This window comes from Wenzhouxiangella sp. AB-CW3 (assembly GCF_014725735.1).
In the GTDB taxonomy this organism is placed as follows: domain Bacteria; phylum Pseudomonadota; class Gammaproteobacteria; order Xanthomonadales; family Wenzhouxiangellaceae; genus Wenzhouxiangella.
The window spans coordinates 2,562,947-2,585,079 of the sequence record NZ_CP061368.1; the positions used below are offsets into that span (position 1 = coordinate 2,562,947).

General features: G+C 62.9%; 23 protein-coding genes and 1 pseudogene. 18 read left to right on the forward strand and 6 right to left on the reverse strand.

Annotation, left to right across the window (positions count from 1 at the left end):
• Nucleotides 1-145: 145 nt before the first annotated feature.
• The 5 genes from IC757_RS11145 to IC757_RS11165 are packed head-to-tail and all read left to right on the forward strand — an operon-like array spanning nucleotide 146 to nucleotide 2,996.
• Complete coding sequence (locus IC757_RS11145; RefSeq protein WP_190974385.1) at nucleotides 146-433, forward strand: hypothetical protein; 288 nt, start codon at nucleotides 146-148, stop codon at nucleotides 431-433.
• Nucleotides 430-798: a GntR family transcriptional regulator gene (locus IC757_RS11150; RefSeq protein ID WP_190974386.1), complete on the forward strand. Its 369-nt coding sequence runs from the start codon at nucleotides 430-432 to the stop codon at nucleotides 796-798. The genes IC757_RS11145 and IC757_RS11150 overlap by 4 nt, the downstream gene beginning before the upstream one ends.
• Nucleotides 798-1,682 carry an ABC transporter ATP-binding protein gene (locus IC757_RS11155; RefSeq protein ID WP_190974387.1) on the forward strand — a complete coding sequence of 295 codons (885 nt, stop codon included), beginning with the start codon at nucleotides 798-800 and terminating at the stop codon, nucleotides 1,680-1,682. The genes IC757_RS11150 and IC757_RS11155 overlap by 1 nt, the downstream gene beginning before the upstream one ends.
• Nucleotides 1,679-2,647: a hypothetical protein gene (locus tag IC757_RS11160; protein ID WP_190974388.1), complete on the forward strand. Its 969-nt coding sequence runs from the start codon at nucleotides 1,679-1,681 to the stop codon at nucleotides 2,645-2,647. The genes IC757_RS11155 and IC757_RS11160 overlap by 4 nt, the downstream gene beginning before the upstream one ends.
• Nucleotides 2,648-2,654: 7 nt before the next feature.
• Nucleotides 2,655-2,996 carry a hypothetical protein gene (locus IC757_RS11165; RefSeq protein ID WP_190974389.1) on the forward strand — a complete coding sequence of 114 codons (342 nt, stop codon included), beginning with the start codon at nucleotides 2,655-2,657 and terminating at the stop codon, nucleotides 2,994-2,996.
• Here IC757_RS11165 and IC757_RS11170 read toward each other — a convergent pair.
• Entirely contained in the window at nucleotides 2,966-4,000 is a 1,035-nt protein-coding gene (locus IC757_RS11170; RefSeq protein WP_190974390.1) for a cysteine synthase A, read from the reverse strand. The genes IC757_RS11165 and IC757_RS11170 overlap by 31 nt on opposite strands.
• A 158-nt stretch (nucleotides 4,001-4,158) precedes the next feature.
• On the opposite strand from IC757_RS11170, the gene IC757_RS11175 reads away from it, so the two are divergent.
• The 5 genes from IC757_RS11175 (at nucleotide 4,159) to IC757_RS11195 (ending at nucleotide 7,325) form a co-directional block, all read left to right on the forward strand.
• Entirely contained in the window at nucleotides 4,159-5,073 is a 915-nt protein-coding gene (locus IC757_RS11175) for a sulfurtransferase (protein ID WP_190974391.1), read from the forward strand.
• Between the two features lie 13 nt (nucleotides 5,074-5,086).
• On the forward strand, nucleotides 5,087-6,295 hold the full coding sequence (locus IC757_RS11180) for a YeeE/YedE family protein (RefSeq protein ID WP_190974392.1): 1,209 nt from the start codon (nucleotides 5,087-5,089) through the stop codon (nucleotides 6,293-6,295).
• A gap of 35 nt (nucleotides 6,296-6,330) precedes the next feature.
• Entirely contained in the window at nucleotides 6,331-6,651 is a 321-nt protein-coding gene (locus IC757_RS11185; RefSeq protein ID WP_190974393.1) for a DUF4156 domain-containing protein, read from the forward strand.
• 63 nt (nucleotides 6,652-6,714) lie between these two features.
• Complete coding sequence (locus IC757_RS11190; protein WP_190974394.1) at nucleotides 6,715-6,945, forward strand: DUF433 domain-containing protein; 231 nt, start codon at nucleotides 6,715-6,717, stop codon at nucleotides 6,943-6,945.
• On the forward strand, nucleotides 6,942-7,325 hold the full coding sequence (locus tag IC757_RS11195; RefSeq protein ID WP_190974395.1) for a DUF5615 family PIN-like protein: 384 nt from the start codon (nucleotides 6,942-6,944) through the stop codon (nucleotides 7,323-7,325). The genes IC757_RS11190 and IC757_RS11195 overlap by 4 nt, the downstream gene beginning before the upstream one ends.
• 58 nt (nucleotides 7,326-7,383) lie before the next feature.
• On the opposite strand, the gene IC757_RS11200 is transcribed toward IC757_RS11195, so the two are convergent.
• Both IC757_RS11200 and IC757_RS11205 read right to left on the reverse strand, forming a co-directional pair.
• On the reverse strand, nucleotides 7,384-8,283 hold the full coding sequence (locus tag IC757_RS11200) for a diacylglycerol/lipid kinase family protein (RefSeq protein ID WP_190974396.1): 900 nt from the start codon (nucleotides 8,281-8,283) through the stop codon (nucleotides 7,384-7,386).
• Nucleotides 8,284-8,380: 97 nt separating this feature from the next.
• Entirely contained in the window at nucleotides 8,381-9,013 is a 633-nt protein-coding gene (locus IC757_RS11205) for an outer membrane protein (RefSeq protein WP_190974397.1), read from the reverse strand.
• Between the two features lie 172 nt (nucleotides 9,014-9,185).
• Between IC757_RS11205 and IC757_RS11210 the strand changes: the two genes are divergently transcribed.
• Entirely contained in the window at nucleotides 9,186-9,971 is a 786-nt protein-coding gene (locus tag IC757_RS11210) for a murein L,D-transpeptidase family protein (RefSeq protein ID WP_190974398.1), read from the forward strand.
• The gene (locus IC757_RS11215; protein ID WP_190974399.1) at nucleotides 9,968-10,639 is read left to right on the forward strand and encodes a hypothetical protein; all 672 of its coding nucleotides are present in this window, start codon (nucleotides 9,968-9,970) and stop codon (nucleotides 10,637-10,639) included. Before IC757_RS11210 ends, IC757_RS11215 begins: the two co-directional genes overlap by 4 nt.
• Before the next feature lie 12 nt (nucleotides 10,640-10,651).
• Here IC757_RS11215 and IC757_RS11220 read toward each other — a convergent pair whose 3' ends face one another.
• Nucleotides 10,652-11,995 carry a serpin family protein gene (locus tag IC757_RS11220; RefSeq protein ID WP_190974400.1) on the reverse strand — a complete coding sequence of 448 codons (1,344 nt, stop codon included), beginning with the start codon at nucleotides 11,993-11,995 and terminating at the stop codon, nucleotides 10,652-10,654.
• Nucleotides 11,996-12,162: 167 nt separating this feature from the next.
• Between IC757_RS11220 and IC757_RS11225 the strand changes: the two genes are divergently transcribed.
• Genes IC757_RS11225 through IC757_RS11235 form a run of 3 tightly spaced genes read left to right on the forward strand, consistent with a single transcriptional unit; the run spans nucleotide 12,163 to nucleotide 13,814 of the window.
• Complete coding sequence (locus tag IC757_RS11225; protein WP_190974401.1) at nucleotides 12,163-12,609, forward strand: GFA family protein; 447 nt, start codon at nucleotides 12,163-12,165, stop codon at nucleotides 12,607-12,609.
• Between the two features lie 28 nt (nucleotides 12,610-12,637).
• Nucleotides 12,638-13,264: an NUDIX hydrolase gene (locus IC757_RS11230; RefSeq protein WP_190974402.1), complete on the forward strand. Its 627-nt coding sequence runs from the start codon at nucleotides 12,638-12,640 to the stop codon at nucleotides 13,262-13,264.
• A gap of 10 nt (nucleotides 13,265-13,274) precedes the next feature.
• A complete protein-coding gene (locus IC757_RS11235; protein WP_190974403.1) occupies nucleotides 13,275-13,814 on the forward strand; it encodes a DUF924 family protein in 540 nt (179 codons plus the stop codon).
• 57 nt (nucleotides 13,815-13,871) lie between these two features.
• Here the strand turns inward: IC757_RS11235 and uvrB are convergent, their stop codons facing one another.
• Nucleotides 13,872-15,890 (reverse strand): excinuclease ABC subunit UvrB, encoded by a 2,019-nt coding sequence (gene uvrB / locus IC757_RS11240; protein WP_190974404.1) that lies wholly within the window; start codon nucleotides 15,888-15,890, stop codon nucleotides 13,872-13,874.
• Nucleotides 15,891-15,978: 88 nt separating this feature from the next.
• Here uvrB and IC757_RS11245 point away from each other — a divergent pair, with 88 nt between their 5' ends.
• From IC757_RS11245 to IC757_RS11255, 3 genes are all read left to right on the forward strand, one after another.
• A complete protein-coding gene (locus IC757_RS11245; protein ID WP_190974405.1) occupies nucleotides 15,979-17,157 on the forward strand; it encodes a pyridoxal phosphate-dependent aminotransferase in 1,179 nt (392 codons plus the stop codon).
• Between the two features lie 150 nt (nucleotides 17,158-17,307).
• Nucleotides 17,308-17,835, forward strand: a complete 528-nt coding sequence (locus IC757_RS11250; protein WP_190974406.1) for a GspH/FimT family pseudopilin — start codon at nucleotides 17,308-17,310, stop codon at nucleotides 17,833-17,835.
• Between the two features lie 34 nt (nucleotides 17,836-17,869).
• Nucleotides 17,870-21,082 carry an error-prone DNA polymerase gene (locus IC757_RS11255; RefSeq protein ID WP_190974407.1) on the forward strand — a complete coding sequence of 1,071 codons (3,213 nt, stop codon included), beginning with the start codon at nucleotides 17,870-17,872 and terminating at the stop codon, nucleotides 21,080-21,082.
• An 863-nt stretch (nucleotides 21,083-21,945) separates the two neighbouring features.
• Here IC757_RS11255 and IC757_RS16770 read toward each other — a convergent pair.
• Nucleotides 21,946-22,069, reverse strand: a pseudogene (locus tag IC757_RS16770) (IS701 family transposase); the annotation flags it as partial.
• Between the last annotated feature and the right edge of the window lie 64 nt (nucleotides 22,070-22,133).

The following is a 22,133-nucleotide window of genomic DNA, read 5'->3' on the forward strand; positions in this document are numbered from 1 at the left end:
GGAGCGGTTCAATCCGGGCAAGTTTACCAGAATGCCTCGCCGATCCGAAACACGGACGTTTTGAGCCCCGATGCAGACCGGGCTTGACTCTGTGGTGGTGTTTTACTAGACTATTACACCAACACGACAGCAAAGGACGCTGACCATGTTGCCAATCGCCCAACGAAAAACGCTGGAAGTACCCCACGGACTGGCCGCACTGGCTGGCATCATCTGCCTGGTGCTGGCTTTCGCCAACGATCAGGCGGCCATGGAACAGGAGCGCCAGGCCGAACGCGGCAGCTCCAGTACCGCCATCGAGCAGGTCGCCGAAGAGGTCGGCAGCAAGGACCAGCAGTCGCCAGCACGTGGCGACCGGCAACAGCGCCGGGCGCATTATCATCACCCCGATCTCATCCCCTGGCTGCCGGCCGTGGGTGGCCGTCTTAGATGACACCGCCCTGGGATGACAACCAGCCCATCTACTGGCAGCTCCGGCAGCGCACTGTTGCAGCCATACTGGATGGCAGCCTGGAGGAAGGGCAGCCCCTGCCCTCGGTACGCCAGGTTGCAGTCGATTTCCAGATCAACCCGCTGACAGTCTCCAAGGCTTACCAGTCGCTGGTCGACGACCAGCTCGTGGAGAAACGCCGGGGGGTCGGCATGTTCGTGCGCGAGGGGGCACGCCGCCAACTGCTGGAAAGCGAACGTCACCACTTTCTTGAAGAAGAGTGGCCACGGATTGCCGAACGCATCGAGAAACTGGGCCTGTCTGTCGAAGAACTGCTTGAGAACAGGCCGCGAAGGGAGACCACCTGATGAGCATGACCATACAAGCAAGGAATCTGACCCGGCACTTTGGTCGGACACGAGCCCTGGACGGCATTGATCTGGACATCCCGGCCGGACGTATCGTCGGGCTGATCGGCCCCAACGGCGCCGGCAAGACCACCGCCCTGAAGGCCATTCTCGGCCTGACCTCTTTCCATGGTGACCTGGAGGTACTCGGACTCGACCCTTCGCGACGTCGCGATCAATTGATGCAGGATGTCTGCTTCATCGCCGACGTCGCCGTACTGCCGCGCTGGGCGCGGGTATGGCAAGTCATCGAGTTGACCGAGAAACTGCATCCGCGGTTCTCCCGGGAACGCTGCATGTACTACCTCAAGAACACCCGCATCAGGCACAACCAGAAGGTCAAGGCACTCTCCAAGGGCATGGTGGTGCAGCTTCACCTCGCCCTGGTCATGGCCATCGATGCCAAACTGCTCATTCTCGACGAGCCCACGCTGGGGCTGGACATCCTGTTCCGCAAGCGTTTCTACTCCAACCTGCTCAACGAGTACTTTGACGAGCAGCGCACCATTCTCATCACCACGCACCAGGTCGAGGAGGTCGAACACATTCTGACCGACCTGGTCTTCATCAAGGACGGCAAGCTGGTGCTCAACTCCACCATGGATGAAGTCCACGAACGCTACGTGGAAATCATGGCTCGGCCGGACATGATCGACGCGGCCAGGCAGCTCAACCCCCTGCACGAGCGCGTGCTGTTCGGGCGTCATATCTTCCTGTTCGACCGCTCCGAACCCGCGGCACTGACCGAGCTGGGCGAGGTGCATCGACCCAGTGTCGCCGACCTGTTCGTCGCCCTGATGGGCGATGAATACGACAACGGACTGGCCAGCGGGGAGGCAGCATGAGCATGCAGACGGCAAGAACCCTTTGGGCACTGATGCGCCGCGAGCTGTGGGAAAACCCGGGCATCCTGAAATGGGCCCCGGCCCTGATCGCGGTCATTGTTTTGTTTTTCGTCGTGGTCACGCTGATCATCGGCACGCGAGTCGACGCCGAGATGGCCTTCACGCTGGACGCCATCCGTTCGTTCGCCGAACAGCCCGGTGATCAGCGACGGCTGTTCATGAGCGGCGCCCTGTTCGGCTCGTCGGCGATCGTGTTCCAGTTTCTTATCCTGCTGGTGCTGTTCTACCTGTCCGGCAGCCTGTACGACGACCGCAAGGATCGCTCGATTCTGTTCTGGAAGTCACTGCCGGTTTCGGACTACATGACCGTCGGCTCCAAGCTGCTGACCGCCTGCCTGCTGGCACCGGCCTTGTACATGGCGGCAGCCATCATCATTCACCTGGCCATACTGCTGATCGCCACCGGCTACGGACTGGCCGCGGGCATCAATCCACTGACCGCGTTCTGGTTGCCGTCATCGCTGCCCCGACTGTGGGCAATCATCGGCCTGGGCCTGCTGGTGCAGGCGCTGTGGATGATGCCCATCTATGCCTGGATCATGTTCTGCTCGTCCTGGGCGCCCCGCGTGCCGATCCTGATTGCCATCGCCATTCCGCTGGGCATCTCCCTGCTGCAGTACTCGTGGAGCCTGGTCAGCGCTTTCCGGCTGCCGGAATTCAACCTCGGCATCATCATGCTCAAGCGACTGGGCGCGGGCATCACCCCCACCAACCTGAATTTCGAGGTCGACAGCGACGCCCGCCAATTCGATCTGACCGATGTCCAGTTCAGCGAAGAAACCTTCATGAGCTTCTCGACCGTCTTCGGGCACCTGCTGAAACCGGAAATGTGGATCGGCCTGGCCATTGCAGCCGTATTTCTGGCCGGCGCCATCTGGTTCCGCCGCCGGGCCACCGACAACTGAACCCGGCATGGTTCGCACCCTGCCGTTCATCGTCGTTCTGCTGGCCCTGCTGATCACCGGCACCTGGCTGCTCACCACCCCGACCCCGCCGATGATCGGCGGGGGGCTCATGCTTGCAGCCGCGGCGCCATTTGTCTTCATGATCAGCTCGCTGAATGCACCAGCCGACGCTGCCCGGCGGCACCCGGTCATGATCTCGGTGCTGTGCGGCTTCGGTGCGGTGGTGACCATGTTCGGCGTTCACCGATTTGGTGACCAGCACCAGTGGGTCCTGTGGCTGGCGCTGCTTGCGCTGTGCCTGTGGATGGTCTGGCAGCGCTACGTCTGGCGGCGACCGCCGCCGTCCTGAGCCGAGCCGCCGGGCAACCAGGGAGGCAAGGGCAGCCCCTTGTCGATGAGAAACTCCGGATTGAACAGCTTCGATTCGTAACGGCTGGCCGAGTCGCACAGTACCGTCACGATGGTATGCCCGGGCCCCATCTGTCGTGCCAGGCGAATGGCGCCGGCCACGTTGATACCACTTGACGCGCCCAGGTAAAGCCCCTCCCTGCCGATCAGGTCCCAGAGTACCGGCAACAGTTCGGTATCGGGAATATTGAAGGCATCGTCGATGGGGGCGTCTTCGAGATTGCCGGTCACCCGGTTCTGGCCAATGCCCTCGGTGATGGAGCTGCCTGAGGACTTCATTTCGCCGTGCTTGATCCAGTGATAGATGCCGGCGCCATCGGGGTCGGCGGCCGCGGTCACAATCCCGCGCCGCTGTTCCTTGAGCCACATGGCCACTCCAGCCAGGGTCCCGCCGGTGCCCACCGCACAGGTGAAACCGTCGATGCGCCCGTCGAGTTGCTCCCAGATCTCCGGCGCCGTGGAGCGCATGTGGCCCTCGCGATTGGAGAGGTTGTCCCACTGATTGGCGTAGAACACTCCATGATCGCTGTAGAGCGATTCGGCCAGCCGTCGCGCCTGATGGACGTAATTGTCGGGGTTCCGGTAGGGCACGGCCGGAACCGCCCGCAACTCCGCGCCCATGCCGCGCAGTGCCGACATCTTCTCTTCCGACTGCGTGTCGGGCATGACGATGATGGTCTGCATGCCCAGCGAGTTGCCGGCCAGGGTCAGGCCGATGCCGGTGTTGCCGGCCGTGCCTTCCACGACGATTCCGCCGGGTTCGACACGACCGTCGGCCATGGCGTCTTCGATCAGGTAGCGGGCCGCGCGATCCTTGACCGAACCGCCCGGATTCATGAACTCGCATTTGCCCCAGATATCGCAGCCGGTGGCCTCGGAGGCCCCCTTGAGCCGAATCAGCGGCGTGTTGCCGACCGCATCGAGAAAGTCCGCTGCCCGGGTCATCGAGTTCTCCGTTGCGAAACCAGGCCTCATTGTATGCGCGCCACGCTGCCCTTCATGCGACTGCTGACTATAACGATATGAACAAGCCGTCTTTTCTCGCCGGGGCATCGGCCCTAACCTTTGCATCAACCCCATCGAAAACCACGAGGACAAGGATCATGCGAGGCTTGATTCCCTTCATTGCAGCACTGCTGTTCAGCCCTCTGGCGGCACTGGCCTCGTCGGAGGCCATCGTCGACACCGAGTGGCTGACCGAACGACTCGACGACCCGGGCGTGCGCGTCATCGAGGTCAGCGTCAACCCCGGCGTATACGAGCAGGGCCATATTCCCGGCGCGGTGAACTTCCGCTGGCACACCGACCTGGTCGACACGGTCCGGCGCGACCTGGTCTCGCCGGAGCGTTTCGAGTCCCTGCTGTCGGAAGCCGGAATCGACAACGACACCACGGTGGTGCTCTATGGCGATCACAACAACTGGTTTGCCGCCTGGGGCGCCTGGGTGTTCGATCAATACGGCCATGCCGATGTCCGTCTGCTCGATGGCGGGCGCAAGAAATGGGAGCTCGAGAGCCGGCCGCTGTCGACCGTGCCGCCTAGCCATCGTCCGGCCGAGTACACCATCGCCAATCCGCGCCCGGAACTGAGAGCGCGCATTGACGACGTGCTCGCCGCCGTGGAGGGCGAAGCCGACTACGCGCTGGTCGATATCCGCTCACCAGACGAGTACAGCGGACGGGTGATCGCCCCCGAAGGCGTCCAGGAACTGGCCATCCGCGCCGGACACGTTCCCGGTGCGGTCAACATTCCCTGGAACCGTGCGGTCAACCAGAGCGACGGGACCTTTCTGCCGGCCGACGAACTGCGCGAACTCTACGCCGAGGCAGGCATAGACGGCAGCCAGCCCATCATTGTTTATTGCCGCATCGGCGAGCGCTCCAGCCACACCTGGTTCCTGCTCAAGCACATCCTGGGCTACGAGGTGAAGAACTACGACGGCTCCTGGACCGAATACGGCAACGCGGTCGGCGTGCCCATCGACAACCCGGCCGGCAACATCTGGACCGGCACCTGAACCGGACCCGAACATGAACCATGACAGCCACAGGCCCCGCCTCGCGGGGCCTTTTCTGATCCGGCACGGTCTGGCGCTGGCCCTTGTCGCTGCTCTGGCGGCAACCGGGCTCTGGCTGCATGAGCACCTCGGGCGGGCCGAAGCCTGGGTACTGATCACCGGCGCGGTGTTTGGCTGGTTGCTGCAACGCTCGCGGTTCTGCTTTTTCTGCATTCTTCGCGAGTGGTTCGAAGAGCGTGACCCGCGCGGGCTGCTGGGCATCCTGGTTGCACTGGCCGTGGGTACGCTGGGGCATGTCGTGCTGTTCGGGGCCTGGGTACCCGACCCGGGCGCGGGCCACCTGCCGCCCAGGGCACACATCGGCCCGGTCAGCTGGGTGGTGCTGCTCGGCGGACTGATATTCGGCATCGGCATGAGCCTGTCGGGCTCGTGCATCAGCGCCCATCTCTACCGGCTGGGCGAAGGCTCCGTGCTGTCGGTTTTCGCCCTGCTCGGGGCCGTTATCGGCTTCATGCTGGGGTTTCGAACCTGGAACAGCTTCTGGAACGCCGGCCTTGCCGAGGCCTCGCCTGCGTGGCTGCCTTCTTCCATGGGCTACGCCGGATCGACCACCCTGCAGTTGCTGATTCTCGCCGTGCTGGCGGTCTGGCAGCTGCGTCACCTGCGCCCGGCCGACTCCGTCCAGACGGCCGACTACACGCTCTCGGGCCTCTGGCATCGAATCATGGTGCAGCGCTGGCCGACCTGGCTGGGCGGCGCCGGCATCGGGCTGATCGGCACGGTCGCCTACCTGCGCACCGAGCCACTGGGAGTGACCGCGGAACTCAGTCGCGTCTCGCGCGAGCTGGGCAGCGCCATGGGCATGGTGCCGGATCGACTGCGAGGCCTGGATCAGGTCTCCGGCTGCATCGTGACCGAAACCGTGCAGTGGATCGGCAACAACGGCATCTTCGTGCTGGCCATGATTGCCGCGGCCTGGGCCAGCGCCCTGCTGGCCGGGCAGTTCCGCGTCGAACGCAAATCGCTGCGCGCCATGGCTTCGGCACTGGGCGGCGGCATCCTGCTGGGCTTTGGCGCCATGATCGCACTGGGCTGTACAATCGGCACACTGCTTTCGGGCATTTCCGCGCTGGCGGTTTCAGGCTGGATGTTCGCGCTGGCCATGATAGTTGGCGTTCGCGTCAGCCTGCCTCTGCGTCGGCTGTTGCTCGCAAGCGGCTGAATCCATTTCGCCGGATTGACCGTGGAGACCATGCCATGACCGCACGCCTGATGACTTCCCTGTTCCTGATCGCCTTCCTTGCTTCCTGCGCCAACTGGGTCAAGCTCGACGAAGGTGCGGAGAATGTTCGCCTGGTCGACAGCGGCGAGGTGGCCAACTGCGAGCACCTGGGACGAACCACCGCCTCGGTGCGCGAGCGCGTGGGCGTCTACCAGCGCCGTCCGGGACGCGTCGAAGAAGAACTGGCCAACCTGGCGCGCAACAGCGCACTGGAAATCAATGGCGACACCATCGTCGCCGATGGTGCCGTCAACGACGGACGCCAGCGCTTCCGCATCTACCGCTGTTTGCGCTAGGAAGTCTGTGCCCTGGTATATCGGCGTAGAATAGGGACGAAGAAAGTGCTGAGGAGATGGCGCATGAACAAGCTTGATCGAATCACGGTCGATCCCGGCAAGATGAACGGCCAACCCTGCATCAGGGGCATGCGGCTGACGGTCAGGCGGGTATTGGAAGCGCTCGCAGCCTATCCCGACCAGACAGAGCTACTGAAAAACTATCCTGACCTGGAGCCCGAAGACATTCGCCAGGCACTGGCATGGGCAGCCTGCAACCTGGACGATGAAATCATCCAGCGGGATGTCGCTTGAGGTTCCTGCTTGACCAGGGCGTACCGGCAACCGCGGCAGAGCTTTTGAATGGCCACGGGCTGTATGCCAGTCACGTCTCGGCTCTGGGAATGAGCACGGCTGCAGACGCCAGGATTCTCGATTACGCCAGAACCCATGAGCTCACCGTCGTTACTCTTGACGCGGATTTCCATACCCTGCTTGCTCTCAGCCAGGAGGCAACCCCATCCGTAATCCGGGTGCGCCAACAAGGTCTCAACGCTCAAGGCTTCACCAAGCTATTGGTCAACATCATTCCCAAGACAGCAAAGGCCATGGAGAACGGTGCGGCGATTACGGTAACGGAAACCCAGGTTCGTATCCGTCATCTTCCGATCTTGTCCGAACAAGGGAGCTCCTGAATAACTCTGCACGACGACGGACGCCAACGCTTCCGCATCTACCGCTGTTTGCGCTGAATCATCCCAGGATCAGCAAGTGGGCCGGCAGCACCCGGATCCGGACTGACACCGCGTCAGCGGCCAGCACTTCGCCATCGGCATGCACCATGCAGCCGTCCGGGCAATCGATATCCAGATTCGGCACCTGCGACATGCGCACCACCCCGAAGCGGGTGTGCCGGCCACGCAGCACGGTGGGCAGGATGCACATCAGGCGCAGTCGCGACAGGGTATCGACCCGGCAGACATCCAGCAGGCCATCGTCGATACGCGCATCGGGGGTGAGCCAAAAGCGTCCACCGGCGCAACGGCCGTTGCCCACCGCTACCAGGAACTGACGCCCTGATACCCCCTTGTCCCCGGCTTGAATCTGCATGAATGGCGGCGAATAGGTCAGCAGGTGCCACAGCGCGGCGGCGAGGTAGCGCGAGAATCCCTTCAGGTAACGAGCATTGCGCGCCGAGTTGGCCACCACGGCTTCCAGCCCCAGTCCAAGGCCGTTGAAAAACCGGTGCGCCTGTCGACCGCCGTCGGAAAGAACGAGCGAAACCTCACCCACATCGCACCACCGGCCTGGTGCGGTGCGAAACCAGAGCAATGCCTGTTCGGGATCGTGCGGGCTGGCCAGCATCTTGACAAAATCGTTGCCCGAGCCCACCGGCAAGACACCCATCATGGCGCGACCGCCCAGCAGGCCATTACCGACCTCGTGCACCGTGCCATCTCCGCCCACGGCGATCACGGCACGATTCGCATGGTGCGAACGATCGGCCGCCCACTGGCGCGCCTGCTCCGGCGACTCCGTGACCAGCACTTCGTCATCGGCGCCACAAAGCCCGCGCAGTTGCACAACAAGGCGCTGGACTCGGTGGGGACACGGCCCGGCGGCGGGGTTGATGATGATGCTCAACTTGCGCAAGGGATGGATATCGGGGCCACGGCAAAAGTCGCGGCATTATCGCCAGCCGGGGCGAGGCAGGCAACTGGCGACCCGCTGGCGGACCGACACCTGATGCTCAGAAACGGACCGTAATACCGCCCAGCACCTCGGCCTGACCCATCACGTCACCGCTCCAGGCCAGTTGGCAGAACGCATCGTCGCGGCCACTGACACACAGTAGCCCGCGATTCCCGGACCCCGTGGTGAGATGAGCGCGCCCCTCCATGCGCAGCGCGAAATGTTGTGTCAGCGGCCACTCCAGCCCTCCGGCCACGGACACGCTGGGGCGCAGCTCGCTGCCGACATCGATGCCACGCGCACTGATTCGAGTGGCCCCCACACCACCGGCGACGTAAGGCACGACGCGATGCCCGGAAAACTCCAGCCGCCCGCCCAGGTGCAGGTAGGAGACATTCACGTCCACCCCGGCGGCAGGCAGGGAAGTTCGCTGTTGTGAAAAGAACAGTTCCCAGAAATTGCCGGGCTCCACTTCATAGGCGAGCACCAGGGCGTGGCTGAGGTCGCCATCCAGACTGGAACGATCGCCACTGCCCGGCAACTGGAAGCGTCCACCGTCGCGATAGCCCGTCATCAGCGAGGCGCTGAGCGAGGGTTCGGAGTCTTTGGCCATCACTGTCGAGGGGATGGCCATCATGAGACTGATCACAACCGAAAGCTGCGCCAGCACCGGCAGCAACATGGCCCCCATCGAACCCGTTTTCCCCGTGGCTACTCCCGACATCGCACATCACTCCGCACTCAGACACCGAATCAGACTATATGATTGCGGACCACCTCGCTACCACCAGGCCTTTACCCGGCCCCCCTGCACTGCTAATCTTGATGAAAGCCAGCAATCACAGAAGAAGCAGAGGCACCGCATGTCGCCGTACCAAACCCCGGGCCTGGTTGTCATTATCCTGTTGCTTGCGCTGCCCCTGTGGGGAGCCGCCGGAGTGTTGCACGAATTCGAACTGCCCGAGGAACCCGGCACGGAAGAGCGCGCCTTGACTCTGGATGAGGCCCTGGAGCGCTACGGACCACGCATCGACGAGTCGCTGCGTCCGCGCTTCGATGCGCTCGGCCTGTCCTACCCGCCGGAACGCCTGACGCTGATCGGGCTGAAGGAAGAGCGTGAGCTGGAGTTGTGGGCCTACGAGAACGGCCAGCCACACCGGGTACACAGCTATCCGGTCAAGGATGCCTCCGGCCTGCCCGGTCCCAAGCGCCGGCGCGGCGATTTCCAGGTGCCCGAAGGCATCTACCGGCTCGACGCGTTCAACCCCAATAGCGCCTACCACCTGTCACTGCGGGTCAACTATCCCAACTACTTCGACCGCAGGATGGGCAAGCTCGATGGCCGCGAAGACCTGGGCTCGAATATCTTCATTCATGGCGGCGACGCCTCGCGCGGCTGCCTGGCCATCGGCGACCCGGCCATTGAGGAACTGTTCGTTCTGGTGGCCGATGTCGGCCTGCGCAACACCAGGCTCATCATCGCCCCCCACGACCCGCGGGAAAGAACCATCTTTCCCATCCCGCGCGGGTTGCCGGAGTGGACCAACGAGCTCTACCAGCGAATCGAGCTGGCCGTTGCCGACTACGCTACAACCCGATCGGTCGCTTCCGGATCGTCGGATGCCGGGGAGATCCAGACTGCGCCGTGACCCAGGGTGACGGGCATGCTGCCGCCGACACCCTGCAGGCAACGCCTGAAGCGTACAAGACGCCAATCGAGTCGCCGGTCTACTTCACCCCGACGACCTCCTTTTTTTCCGCCCTGAACGGCAATATCGGCCGGGGCTTCTGCATACGCGGCGAGGACCGCCGGCTGGTCCGGCTGCAGAATCTGCGCTGGTTCAGCGATGTCGGCATGGAGCTGTGCCTGCCCGGCCGCCGCCTGCGACTCGACCGCCCAAAGGACCGGGGCTGGGGCGAAGGCTGGGCGTTTTTCAGCATGCCCAGGCGACGGATGGTATGGCGGGCCGGCTCATGCGTGGCGGCGGAAATAAGGGAAACCAGCCAGTCGGCCAAGGAACTTTCGGGTGGCTTCACGCTGTCGGGCCAACGCTACAACGTGCGTTGCCAGCGCTCGGGTCTCAGTGCCCGGGGGTACGACCGGGAACTGCTCGATGCATCCGGAGTCATCGCCACGCTGGAGGTCAACCGCGCGGCTAGCGGACTTGTGGTCCGGGAGTACATTGCCTGGCCGCAGCGCCCGGTGCCCCTGGACGCCCTGGCCATCGGCCTGCACCTGATGTTCTGGCTGCAACAGGGAGTTGGCGGAGGAGCGGCCGGGGCCGGCGGTGGTGGCGGCGGTGGCGGCGGTTGCTGATACCGGCCATCACTAACCTGCGGGATCGAGCATGCGACCGGCAAACAGAATGGCCCCGGTCGGGAGGTCGTGGATAAAGTAGTAGAACGGTCGATCGAAACGTACCTCTACCGGCTCGGGCGGCATGGCGGTGACCCGCACCATGGCCACGGCCGTGGCGGCAGCCGCCTCGGTGCCCGCTTCGTCGATCCCGACGAAACTCTTGTGAAAGATCTCGTCGATGTAGATGGAACGATCCGGTATGCAGGGCTCGACCCCGGTTATGCCGCGGAAGTCGGCCGCACATTCATCAAAGGCATCGACCATACCCATCTCGCCCAGAAAATCGGCCAGCTCGAAGGCAGACTCTGACTCGAAGCGCGGAAAGTACAGCGCCACCTCCTGTCGCTCCATGGCTTCGAGCACCTGGTCGAAGCGCTCTCCGTCCAGGCCGCCGGCCCAAGAGTTGAAATCTGCCGAGGCATCGGCCGGCATCATCGCCACCAGCTCGACCTCGTCGCCGACATAGGGCAGGGACACGGCCAGTGTGTGCTCATCGGCATGGTGACCGAAGCGTGCGGTCTGGCGCATCATCGGCACGTCCACTTCGCTGCCGTCAAGCCGGGTGAAGGATCGGTCCTGCGTTCCTTCCTTGTCGAAGGCATGTTTCCAGCTACCCAGAAAATAGATCGCGTTGACCAGCACGAAACGGGTATCGGCATTCAGGCTTTGCGGTGGCAGCAGATCTTCGATGCGTTGCTCGGTCTGGTCGGCCACCCAGTCGTTGATCTCTTCGCGCACCGCCTCGAATGCAGTTTGGAAGTCGACCTGGCGCATGCCCGCACCGTAATACCGGGCCAGCAGGTCGAGATAGTCCTGCCGGAATTCGAAGGTCTCGTGTCCCCAGGTCTGGTTGACCACGTCGAGACGGAAGCTATCGCCCTCTTCTTCCAGTTCCACCTCGGCACGGGCGGCCAGCTCCCGGTCGAGTCGATGGAAGGCGGCATGCAGATCGCCATCTTCAAGTGGAAAATGCAAGGTCCCGGCCATCTGCTCCCGGGTGTCGCCATCGGCCCCGGCATATACCATCGCCAGTGCCGCGGCAATCGAGTAGGGCGAGACAAACACGTTGTCGTGCTCGATGCCCAGCTGCTTCAGCAGGCTGAACGCAAATTCGCGCTGATCGGCCGTCAACCCGGCCAGCACGCCATCATCGAGCTGTGGTTCCGGCGCGTCGGTCGCATCCTCGATCGCTTCCACGGCCTCGTCACCGTTGACTGGCTCATGCATGTCCACATCGTCCTCGTCCGGGGCGCAACCTGCCAGCAGCACCACCATCAGCACCAGGCCAATTCGGGAAAACACCCATGCCTTCATCACACCATCCTCCGTCTTGACAGGCGTTCGTGTCGCCCGGACCAGCCCCCTGTCCGATCATCGACATTTCGACCCCTTACGTCAACCTCCCCCCGCCGGCAGAGCGATTGACGATGGTATTTGAATGTCCTTACACTGGCCTCACCACCCGGTCCGGAAGCCATCCAATGACAAACAGTGAATCCAGAACCCATGCCGAGCTCACGGGCCAGTGCCTGTGCGGATCGGTGCGGGTTGCCGCCACACCAGAGAACCTCCACTTCGGCGCCTGCCACTGCGCGATGTGCCGCAAGTGGGGCGGCGGCCCCATGCTTGCCATCCACTGCAAGGATCAGGTCCACTTCGAGGGTGAACACCATATCGGCACGTTTGCCTCCTCGGAATGGGCCGAACGAGGCTTCTGCACGCAGTGCGGCACCCACCTGTTCTACCGTCTGAAAGAAGATGCCTTCTACGCGCTTCCCCTTGGCCTGTTCGATGATTCGTCGGACTGGACATTCGCCGAACAGATCTTTATCGACCAGAAGCCGCCTTACTACTCGTTTGCCGACAAAACCAGGAACCTGACCGAGGCCGAGGTCTTCGCCCTGTATACCGAGCCGGGGACTGATTAAATCTACATGCCTGCCGGGTTGAGAGTGCATGGAAAATGATTGGCTGACCTACGCGAAGAAGCTGCAGGCCATCGCCAGCACCGGGCTGCACTTCTCGCAGGATCCGCACGACCGGGATCGCTATGACGAGATCGCGAACATAGCCAATGAAATGCTGGCAAGGATTGGCGACATCCCCGTGTCCAGGATCAAGGGGCTGGTTTCAGACTTTGCCAAGGGGTACGCCACTCCGCGTATCGATGTCCGTGCCGCTGTCATTCATGAGGACAGGATTCTGCTCGTCCGCGAACGGGCAGACGGCCTATGGACCCTGCCGGGGGGTTACGCCGAGGTGGGGCTGTCGCCGCGTGAGAACATTCTCAAGGAGGTTCACGAAGAGGCCGGCATTCACGTCAACGCCACCAACCTCTACGCCATTCGGCACAAGGCCCGGCATGACTACGACCAGGACGCCCGGGACTTCTACAAGATGTTTTTCCTTTGCAAGCCGCGGTGCAAGACGCCCCCATCGGCCACCGGGGCCGAGACCACGGCAGCTGCCTACTTTCCACCTTCCGATCTGCCACCCCTGTCGACCTCAAGGGTTTTGCCCAGGGATATCGAGGATGCTTTCACGTATGCGGCATCCGCAACCCCCGCGATCATGTTTGATTGAGAGATCCGGCATGGGGTATGAAGAAATACTGAAGTTCTGGTTCGACGAGATCGAGCCAGGCATGTGGTGGGTCTCCGACCCGGACTTCGACGAGCAGGTGCGGCAGCGATTCGGCGAACTGCTGAAACGGGCGAGCCAGGCCGAGCTGTTCGACTGGCGAGTGCATGCCCGGGGGCGGCTGGCAGAGATCATCGTGCTGGACCAGTTCTCGCGCAACATCCATCGCGGCACTCCGGCCGCCTTCGCGCAGGACGCAATGGCCCTGGTGCTGGCTCAGGAAGCCGTGACGGCAGACGCCCTGAATGAACTCAACGAAACGCAACGCGCCATTCTGCTGCTGCCCTACATGCACAGCGAATCAAAACGGATCCATGAACAAGCCGAACGCCTGTATCGTGAGCATACTCCGGCCGAGAACCACAACTTCGAGTTAAAACACAAAGTGATCATCGATCGCTTCGGTCGCTACCCGCATCGCAACGCGATTCTCGGTCGCGAGTCCACGCCCGAGGAAACGGAATTTCTCAAGCAGCCCGGATCGAGTTTCTGACGCTGTCTCCTGCCGTGCGTCGGCACAATCCGCTACACGCTCAAACCGATCACGCCCTCAAGCCGTGCCCGAAACCTTGAACCCGCGTTCGCGGATCTGGTGAATGCGGTCGCGCAGCTTCGCCGCTTGCTCGAACTCGAGGTTCTCGGCGGCCGTGAACATTTCCTTTTCCAGGCGGGCGATTTCTTTTGCCGCGTCCTCAGGCGCGACCGGTTTGGTCTCGTAATCGGCCTGTTTCTCGGCCACCTTGCGTGCCGGCTTCCTGCCCGGGGTGTCGTGGGCATCGGCCATGATGTCGGCAATGTTCTTGACGATGGTCTGCGGGGTGATGCCGTGGGCCTGGTTGTGCTCGAGCTGTCTGGACCGGCGCCGCTCGGTCTCGTCGATGGCGCGGCGCATGGAGTCGGTGATCTTGTCGGCGTAAAGAATGGCCTTGCCGCGCACGTTGCGGGCCGCCCGGCCGATGGTCTGGATCAGCGAGCCTTCCGAGCGCAGGAAACCTTCCTTGTCGGCATCGAGTATGGCGACCAGTGACACCTCGGGCATGTCCAGGCCTTCCCGGAGCAGGTTGATGCCGACCAGCACGTCGAAGGCCCCCAGGCGAAGATCGCGGATGATCTCGACGCGCTCGACGGTGTCGATGTCGGAGTGCAGGTAGCGCACCCGCACATCGTGCTCGGCCAGGTATTCGGTCAGGTTCTCGGCCATGCGCTTGGTCAGGGTGGTGACCAGCACGCGATCACCCTGTTCCACCCGCTTGCCGATTTCGGAGAGCAGGTCGTCGACCTGGCTGCCCACCGGGCGTACTTCGACTTCCGGGTCGACCAGGCCGGTGGGCCGCACCACCTGCTCGGCGACGATTTGCGAATGGTCGAACTCCCATGCCCTCGGCGTGGCCGAGACCAGGATCATCTGCGGTGAACGCTCCTCGAATTCCTCGAAGCGCAGCGGCCGATTGTCCATTGCCGAGGGTAGACGGAACCCGTACTCGACCAGGGTTTCCTTGCGCGCGCGGTCGCCGCGGTACATGCCGCCAATCTGCGGAATCGTGACGTGGGATTCGTCGATGATCAGCATGGCGTCCTTGGGCAGGTAATCGAACAGCGTGGGCGGCGGGTCGCCGGGCTGGCGGCCGGTGAGATGGCGCGAGTAGTTCTCGATGCCCTGGCAGTAGCCGAGCTCCAGCATCATTTCAATGTCGAACTGGGTGCGCTGCCGCAGGCGCTGGGCCTCAAGCAGCTTGCCGGCCGACTCCAGCTGTTCCAGTCGTTCCTTGAGCTCGGCCTTGATCGCATCAATCGCGTCGAGCACGACCTGGCGCGGGGTGACGTAATGGGTCTTGGGGAAGATCGTGAGTTCATCGACCTTTTCGTGCATCTCGCCGGTGAGCGGATCGAAATGACTGATACGCTCGATTTCGTCGTCGAACAGCTCCACGCGCACGGCTTCCATCTCGGAATCACCCGGAAACATGTCGATGACCTCGCCACGTACGCGGTAGGTGCCACGCCTGAGTTCGAAGTCGTTGCGCGAGTACTGCATTTCGGCCAGGCGACGGAGAATCTCGCGCTGGTTCATGTGCTCGCCGACTTTCAGCGGCAGGGTCATTTTCAGAAAAGAGCTCGGGTCGCCCAGACCGTAGATCGACGACACCGTCGCCACGATCAGCGCATCCGGGCGCTCCAGCAGCGCCTTGGTGGCCGACAGGCGCATCTGCTCGATGTGCTCGTTGATCGAGGCGTCCTTCTCGATGAAGGTGTCCGAGGAAGGAACGTAGGCCTCGGGCTGGTAGTAGTCGTAGTAGCTGACGAAGTACTCGACCGCGTTGTCGGGGAAAAAGGCCTTGAATTCGCCGTAGAGCTGCGCAGCCAGGGTCTTGTTGGGCGCCATCACCAGCGCCGGACGCTGCACTCGCTCGATGACATTGGCCATGGTGAAGGTCTTGCCCGAACCGGTCACGCCCAGCAGCGTCAGGTGCGAATGCCCGTCCCCCAGCCCCTCGACCAGCTTGCCGATGGCCTCCGGCTGGTCTCCGGCCGGCTCGTAGCTAGAGGCCATGCGGAAGCGCTTGCCCATGTCCGTCTACATCCTGTTGGCAACCAACCTATAATTGTACTCACGAGATCGACTCGACATTCACTCAGCAATCGCAGGGAGCAGCACTGTGTCCATACGCTTCGCGCCGCGCGTCGGCCAGGTCAAACCGTCCGCCACCATCGCCATGTCATCCAAGGCCGCCGACCTCAAGGCCGCCGGCAAGGACGTGATTTCGCTGAGCATGGGCGAGCCGGACTTTGATACGCCCGAGCATATTCGCAAGGCCGCCATCCAGGCCATCGAATCGGGTCAGACCCGCTATACCCAGGTCGACGGCACGCCGGCACTGAAACAGGCCATCATTTCCAAGTTCCAGCGCGACAACGAGTTGGCTTACGAACCTGACCAGATCCTGGTCTCGACCGGCGCCAAGCAGAGCCTCTACAACCTGATGCAGGCGTTGATCGGCGACGGCGACGAAGTGCTGATCCCGGCCCCCTACTGGGTGTCCTACCCCGACATGGCCCGCCTGGCCGGCGGCGCCCCGGTCATACTCAACACGACGCTAAAGGACAACTTCCTGGTCACGCCTTCTCAGCTTGAAGCATCGATCAACGGCCAGACCCGTATCCTGATGCTCAACTCGCCGAGCAACCCGTCCGGACGGGCCTATACGCGCCGCCACTGGGCCGAGCTGGGAGAGGTGCTGCTCGATCACCCACGCATCATCGTCTGCGTTGACGACATCTACGAGCATATCTGGTGGGCCGAGGAACCGTTTACCAGCCTGGCCCAGGTGGTTCCCGGCCTGAAGGACCGGACCATCACGGTCAACGGTGTTTCCAAGGCCTATGCCATGACCGGCTGGCGCATCGGCTATGCCGCCGGGCCGGCGGAAATCATCAAGGAGATGAAGAAGATCCAGGGGCAGAGCACCTCGAACCCGAGCTCGATCAGCCAGGCTGCCGCGGTGGCCGCGCTGGACGGTGACCAGAGTTGCGTGGCCGAGATGTGCCGCGCATTCAAGCAGCGCCACGACTGGCTGGTACCGGCACTCAACGAACTGCCCGGCGTGACCTGCGAGCCCGGCGAGGGGTCGTTCTACGCCTTCGCCGACTTCAGCGGCGCCATCGAACGCCTCGGCCTGAAAGACGACCTGGCGCTGGCCGAACACCTGCTCGACAAGGCCCTGGTGGCCACCGTGCCGGGTACCGCCTTCGGCACACCCGGTCATCTCCGGCTGTCGTTTGCCTGCGGCCTGGATACCCTGAAGCAGGCCGTAGAGCGCATCAGCAAGCTTCTGTGACATCCCGCCCTGTCCCTCAACGGGCAGGGCATCCATCCCTGACGACACGACGGGCCGTTTTCCTACACGACCGCACGGTGGTGTCCGGTTCCGGCCGCGGTGCCCGGTTCGCACAATGGTTCTCCACGATCCAAATCGGGGAGAACCGGAATGCATGCGAATCAGAAGGGGCTAACGCTGGTCGAGCTGATCATCGTGACGGTCGTGGCATCGATTGTTCTGTCTGCCGCGATACCGGCTTTCGGACGTTTCGTGCAGGAAAACCGCATCACCGCGACCACCAATCAACTGGTGAGTCATTTGCAGTACGCCCGCCAGGAAGCGGTGATGCGCAACGCCAATGTGGCTGCCTGCCCCAGCACCAACGGCAGGCGCTGCACCGGTGGCAATCGCTGGGACCAGGGCTGGATCGTCTATGCCGATCCCGACAACAGCCGCCAGCCCAACCGCCCGGAGGATGTACTGCGGGTGTTCGGCGCCGATGAACGAGTGCTGATGCACAGCGCCGGACGCTTTCGGGTGCGGTTCCAGGGCCTGGGCGATGCCTACGGCACGAATCTCACCATCCGGGTCTGCGATGTCAGCAACCGGGCCAGCCCCCGTGCCGTCATCGTCTCCAATCCGGGCCGGGTGCGCGCCACCCGAACCGTCGATGCATCCGAATGCGAAACAGACTGACTTAAACTGTATTTTTATATAGTATGATGCCGGCATGCCTGTCGATTATGCCGAGCTTCATGCACTCAGTGCCTTCAGCTTCCGTCGCTCGGTGGCCCTGCCCGGCGAACTGGTCAGGCAGGCGGCCGCCCTGGGGTACCGGGCCCTGGCCATTACCGATGAATGCGCCATGGCCGGCATCGTGCGCGCACATGAAGCAGCCCGAAGCTGTGAGATCTCGCTGATTGTCGGCACCGAAATCGTGTCCGAAGAAGGAGTTCACCTCATCCTGCTGGCGCCCGGAAAGACCGCCTATGCGCAACTGTGCCGACTGGTCACCCGCGCCCGGCGCCGTTGCGGCAAGGGCGATTACCGGGTCAGCGCCGAAGATCTGGCCTCGGGACTCGACGAGGTGCTCGCCATCTGGAAACCGGGCCGGACGGGGGCACGCGAACTGGCCGTTGACGGCACGATGGCCGGCCAGGCCGCCGCGGAATGGCTGAGGACCCTTTTCGATACTCGTCTGTGGCTGGGCGCCACCCGTCAGCTCAGTGCCGGAGAAACCGGGTGGTTCGATACCATCGAGCGCATCGGCCGACATCATGGCATCCCGCGGGTCGCCTGCGGCGATGTCCGCATGGTCGAGCGTTCGCAACGCCCCCTGCTCGACGTACTCACCGCACTGGAAGCAGGCCGGCCGGTGGCCGAATGCGGGCTGAACCTGGCCGCCAACGGCGAGCGCCACCTGCGGCCGCGCTCGACGCTGGCCAGACTCTACCCGGCTGAATGGCTGGAAGAAACCCTGCGCCTGGCCGAACGCTGCCACTTCTCCCTGGACGAGCTTGACTACCGTTACCCCAGGGAACTGGCCCCGGATGGTCGTTCCGCTGCCGCGCACCTGCGTCAACTGACCCTGGCCGGAATGCAGAAGCGCTATGGCGAGCATCCGCCCGATCGCGTCCGCTCGCTGGTGGCGCGTGAACTCGACCTGATCGAGGACATGGGCGTGGAGTCCTTCTTTCTGACCGTCGAGGATGCGGTTCGCTTTGCCCGTTCGCGCGGCATACTGTGCCAGGGGCGCGGTTCGGCGGCCAACTCGGCCGTGTGCTACTGCCTGGGCATTACCGAGGTCGACCCCTCGAAGCAGCAGTTGCTGTTCGAACGCTTCATCTCGAAAGAACGCAATGAGCCGCCCGATATCGATGTCGACTTCGAACACGAACGACGCGAGGAGGTGCTGCAGTACATCTACGAGAAGTACGGACGCGAGCGGGCCGCGCTGGCCGCCACCGTGATCTCCTACCGTCCGAAAAGCGCCCTGAAAGACGTCGGCCGGGCACTGGGCCTGGATGCCCTGAAGATGAACCGCCTGACCGCCTCGCTGGCCTGGTGGGACCAGCCGGATAGCTGGCCGGAACGTCTGCGCGAATGTGGTTTCGACCCCGATGCCCCGGCCATCCGGCACCTGATGACACTCACCCTGCAACTCGTCGGCCTGCCGCGCCATCTCTCACAGCATGTTGGCGGCATGGTCATTTCCGACACGCCCCTGCACCACCTGGTCCCGACCGAAAACGCCGCCATGGCCGATCGCACCATCATCCAGTGGGACAAGGACGACCTGGAAACACTGGGGTTGTTGAAGGTGGATTGTCTGGCGCTGGGGATGTTGACGGTGATCCGCAAGGCCATTGACCTGGTCAATGGCCTTGCGGATCACGGTGAAAAGGTAAAAGGAGAAAAGGTGAAAGGACAAAAGCAACATGCCCCCCCTCCTTTTACCCTTGACCTTTTGCCTTTCACCTCCAACCCACTGTCACTGGCCACCATCCCCCGCGAGGATACCGCCACCTACGACATGCTCTGCGCCGGCGATGCCATCGGTGTGTTCCAGGTCGAGTCGCGTGCCCAGATGGCCATGCTGCCGCGCCTCAGGCCGCGTTGTTTCTATGACCTGGTCATCGAAGTGGCCATCGTCCGCCCCGGCCCCATCCAGGGCGACATGGTGCATCCCTACCTGGCGCGACGCAGTCACCCCGAGCAGGTCGAGTACCCGAGCCCGGAGCTAAAGAGCGTGCTCGAGCGCACGCTCGGTGTCCCCATCTTTCAGGAACAGGTCATGCAGATTGCCATCGTTGCCGCCGGCTTCACGCCGGGCGAGGCCGACCAGCTTCGCCGTGCCATGGCGGCATGGAAGCGGCGCGGCGGGCTGGAGCCGTTCCGCGACAAGCTGGTTGCCGGCATGCGCAGGCGCGGTTACGACGAGGCGTTCGCCGAACGCCTCTACCGGCAGATCTGCGGTTTCGGCGACTATGGCTTTCCCGAATCTCATGCCGCCAGTTTCGCGCTGTTGACCTACTTCTCGGCCTGGCTGAAATGCCATCACCCGGCCGCCTTCGCCTGCGCGCTGCTCAACAGCCAGTCCATGGGCTTTTATGCCCCGGCCCAGATCATCAACGACGCCAGGCGTCACGGGGTAAAAGTGCTGCCGGTGGACGTGTGCCGCAGCCGGTGGGATTGCACACTGCAGCAGAAGAGTCATGAGCGGGTGCCGACGGCAGGTCGCGGCCCCATCCGCCTGGGCCTGCGCCAGGTCAGGGGCTTCGACGAGGCCGCGGCCGAACGCATTGCCCTGGCCCGTGCCGAACGGATGTTTCGCGATATCCAGGACCTGGTCGAGCGGGCCGATCTGGACCGGCGGCAAGTGCGCGCGCTGGCCGATGCCGGTGCGCTGAAAGGGCTGGCCGGTCATCGTCATCGTGCCCGCTGGGAAGCCCTGGCCACCCGTCGCCAGGGAGACCTGCTGGAACACGCGGTCATCGCCGAGCCCCGCCTGCCGTTGCGCCCTCCTGGCCGGCAGGATGACCTGCTCGATGACTATGCCAGCCTGGGGCTGAGTCTGGAGCACCATCCCGTCGCCCTGCTCCGATCGCGACTGCCCCGACGGCTCTGCCAGGCAGAGGCACTGGCCGACATGGCCGATGGTTCGCGTATCGAGGTCGCCGGACTGGTAACCCATCGCCAGCGTCCCGGCACGGCATCGGGAGTGATCTTCCTGTCGTTGGAGGACGAAACCGGGATCATCAATGTCATCGTCTGGCCGAAAGTTGCCGAACGCTACCGTCGCGCCGTACTCACCGGACACATGCTGCGAGTGGCCGGCAAGCTGCAGAATGCCGAAGGCAGCCAGCACCTGATCGCCGAGCGCATCCACCTCGAAGACCACCACCTGGCACGTCTTTCGACACGCTCGCGCGACTTCTGCTAGTGGGCCATGCGGTTAATATTAACCCGGCACGAATGTAGATCACATTCAGGGCTTCAATCAGGGCCCGAATCAAGGCGTCGCTCGCCGCCAAGGGTGATTCCCTTGGCAAGAGCGAGAACGCAGAGTCGGGCCCTGATTGAAGCCCCTAACTATCTGATTCTAAAAAGTCAGGCCGCAGTGTGCGCTTCGGCAGACTGCGTTATCGAAACTTGCTGTAGGAGTGCTACAGCGGCGTTTCGCTGCCTTGCTGCCGAAGCGCACACTGCGGCTGAATGCGATCTACATTCGTGCCGGGTTAATAAGGTAACGCTCAGAGCCACTGTGCTGGCGCGAATCAAGGCGCGTTTCGCAGGGAATGGCAGCGTCCTTGCCAAGAAACGCAACGCCGAGTCGCGCCAGCACAGTGACTCCCGAAGGGCCGTCGCACAAGCGCCGTGGGCAGGGCAGGCGAAACCGCATGGCGACTTTCGCGTAGCGAATGAAGCCTTGCGAGTGGAGCCGCTGCACGTGTTCCGCTCGCTTGAATTGGCGACGGCCAGTCCTGCGCTCGCGCGCCTTGCCCACGACGCTTGTGCGGCGGCTGAGTGTTACCTTATTAATTCTACTTTGTCATGTTCCATTCAATGTAAATCAGTTACTTAGGTCAAGCGGTGTCTTTGGCTCTGCTGCCGGTCCTGACCTTCGTTTGGCTGAGTCTATGGCTGCCTGACGTCTTCGGTGACGTTCTATCATCATTGCTTTTATGTCTTGACGGTCCATCTTGCGTGCAGGCAATGTTTGGCAAAGCATGATCTGAATGTCATAGCAACTCAACAGCGGATAGGTCTCGGAATTGATCATGCGCTCCTGAAGCATGAATTGCTGGGCCATCATGACCAGCGCCATGTGCCGATGCCAGGAAAGCCACTTACGGGCTTGATAATGACTCATGCCCATGTGGCTCTTGGCATCCTGAAAAGCTCGTTCAACCCAAAATCGCTGGGCTTGTGTTAATGGCCAACTAAACTGACCCACTATTGGCCAACAATTTTGACCCACCCCGGGTGGCTTT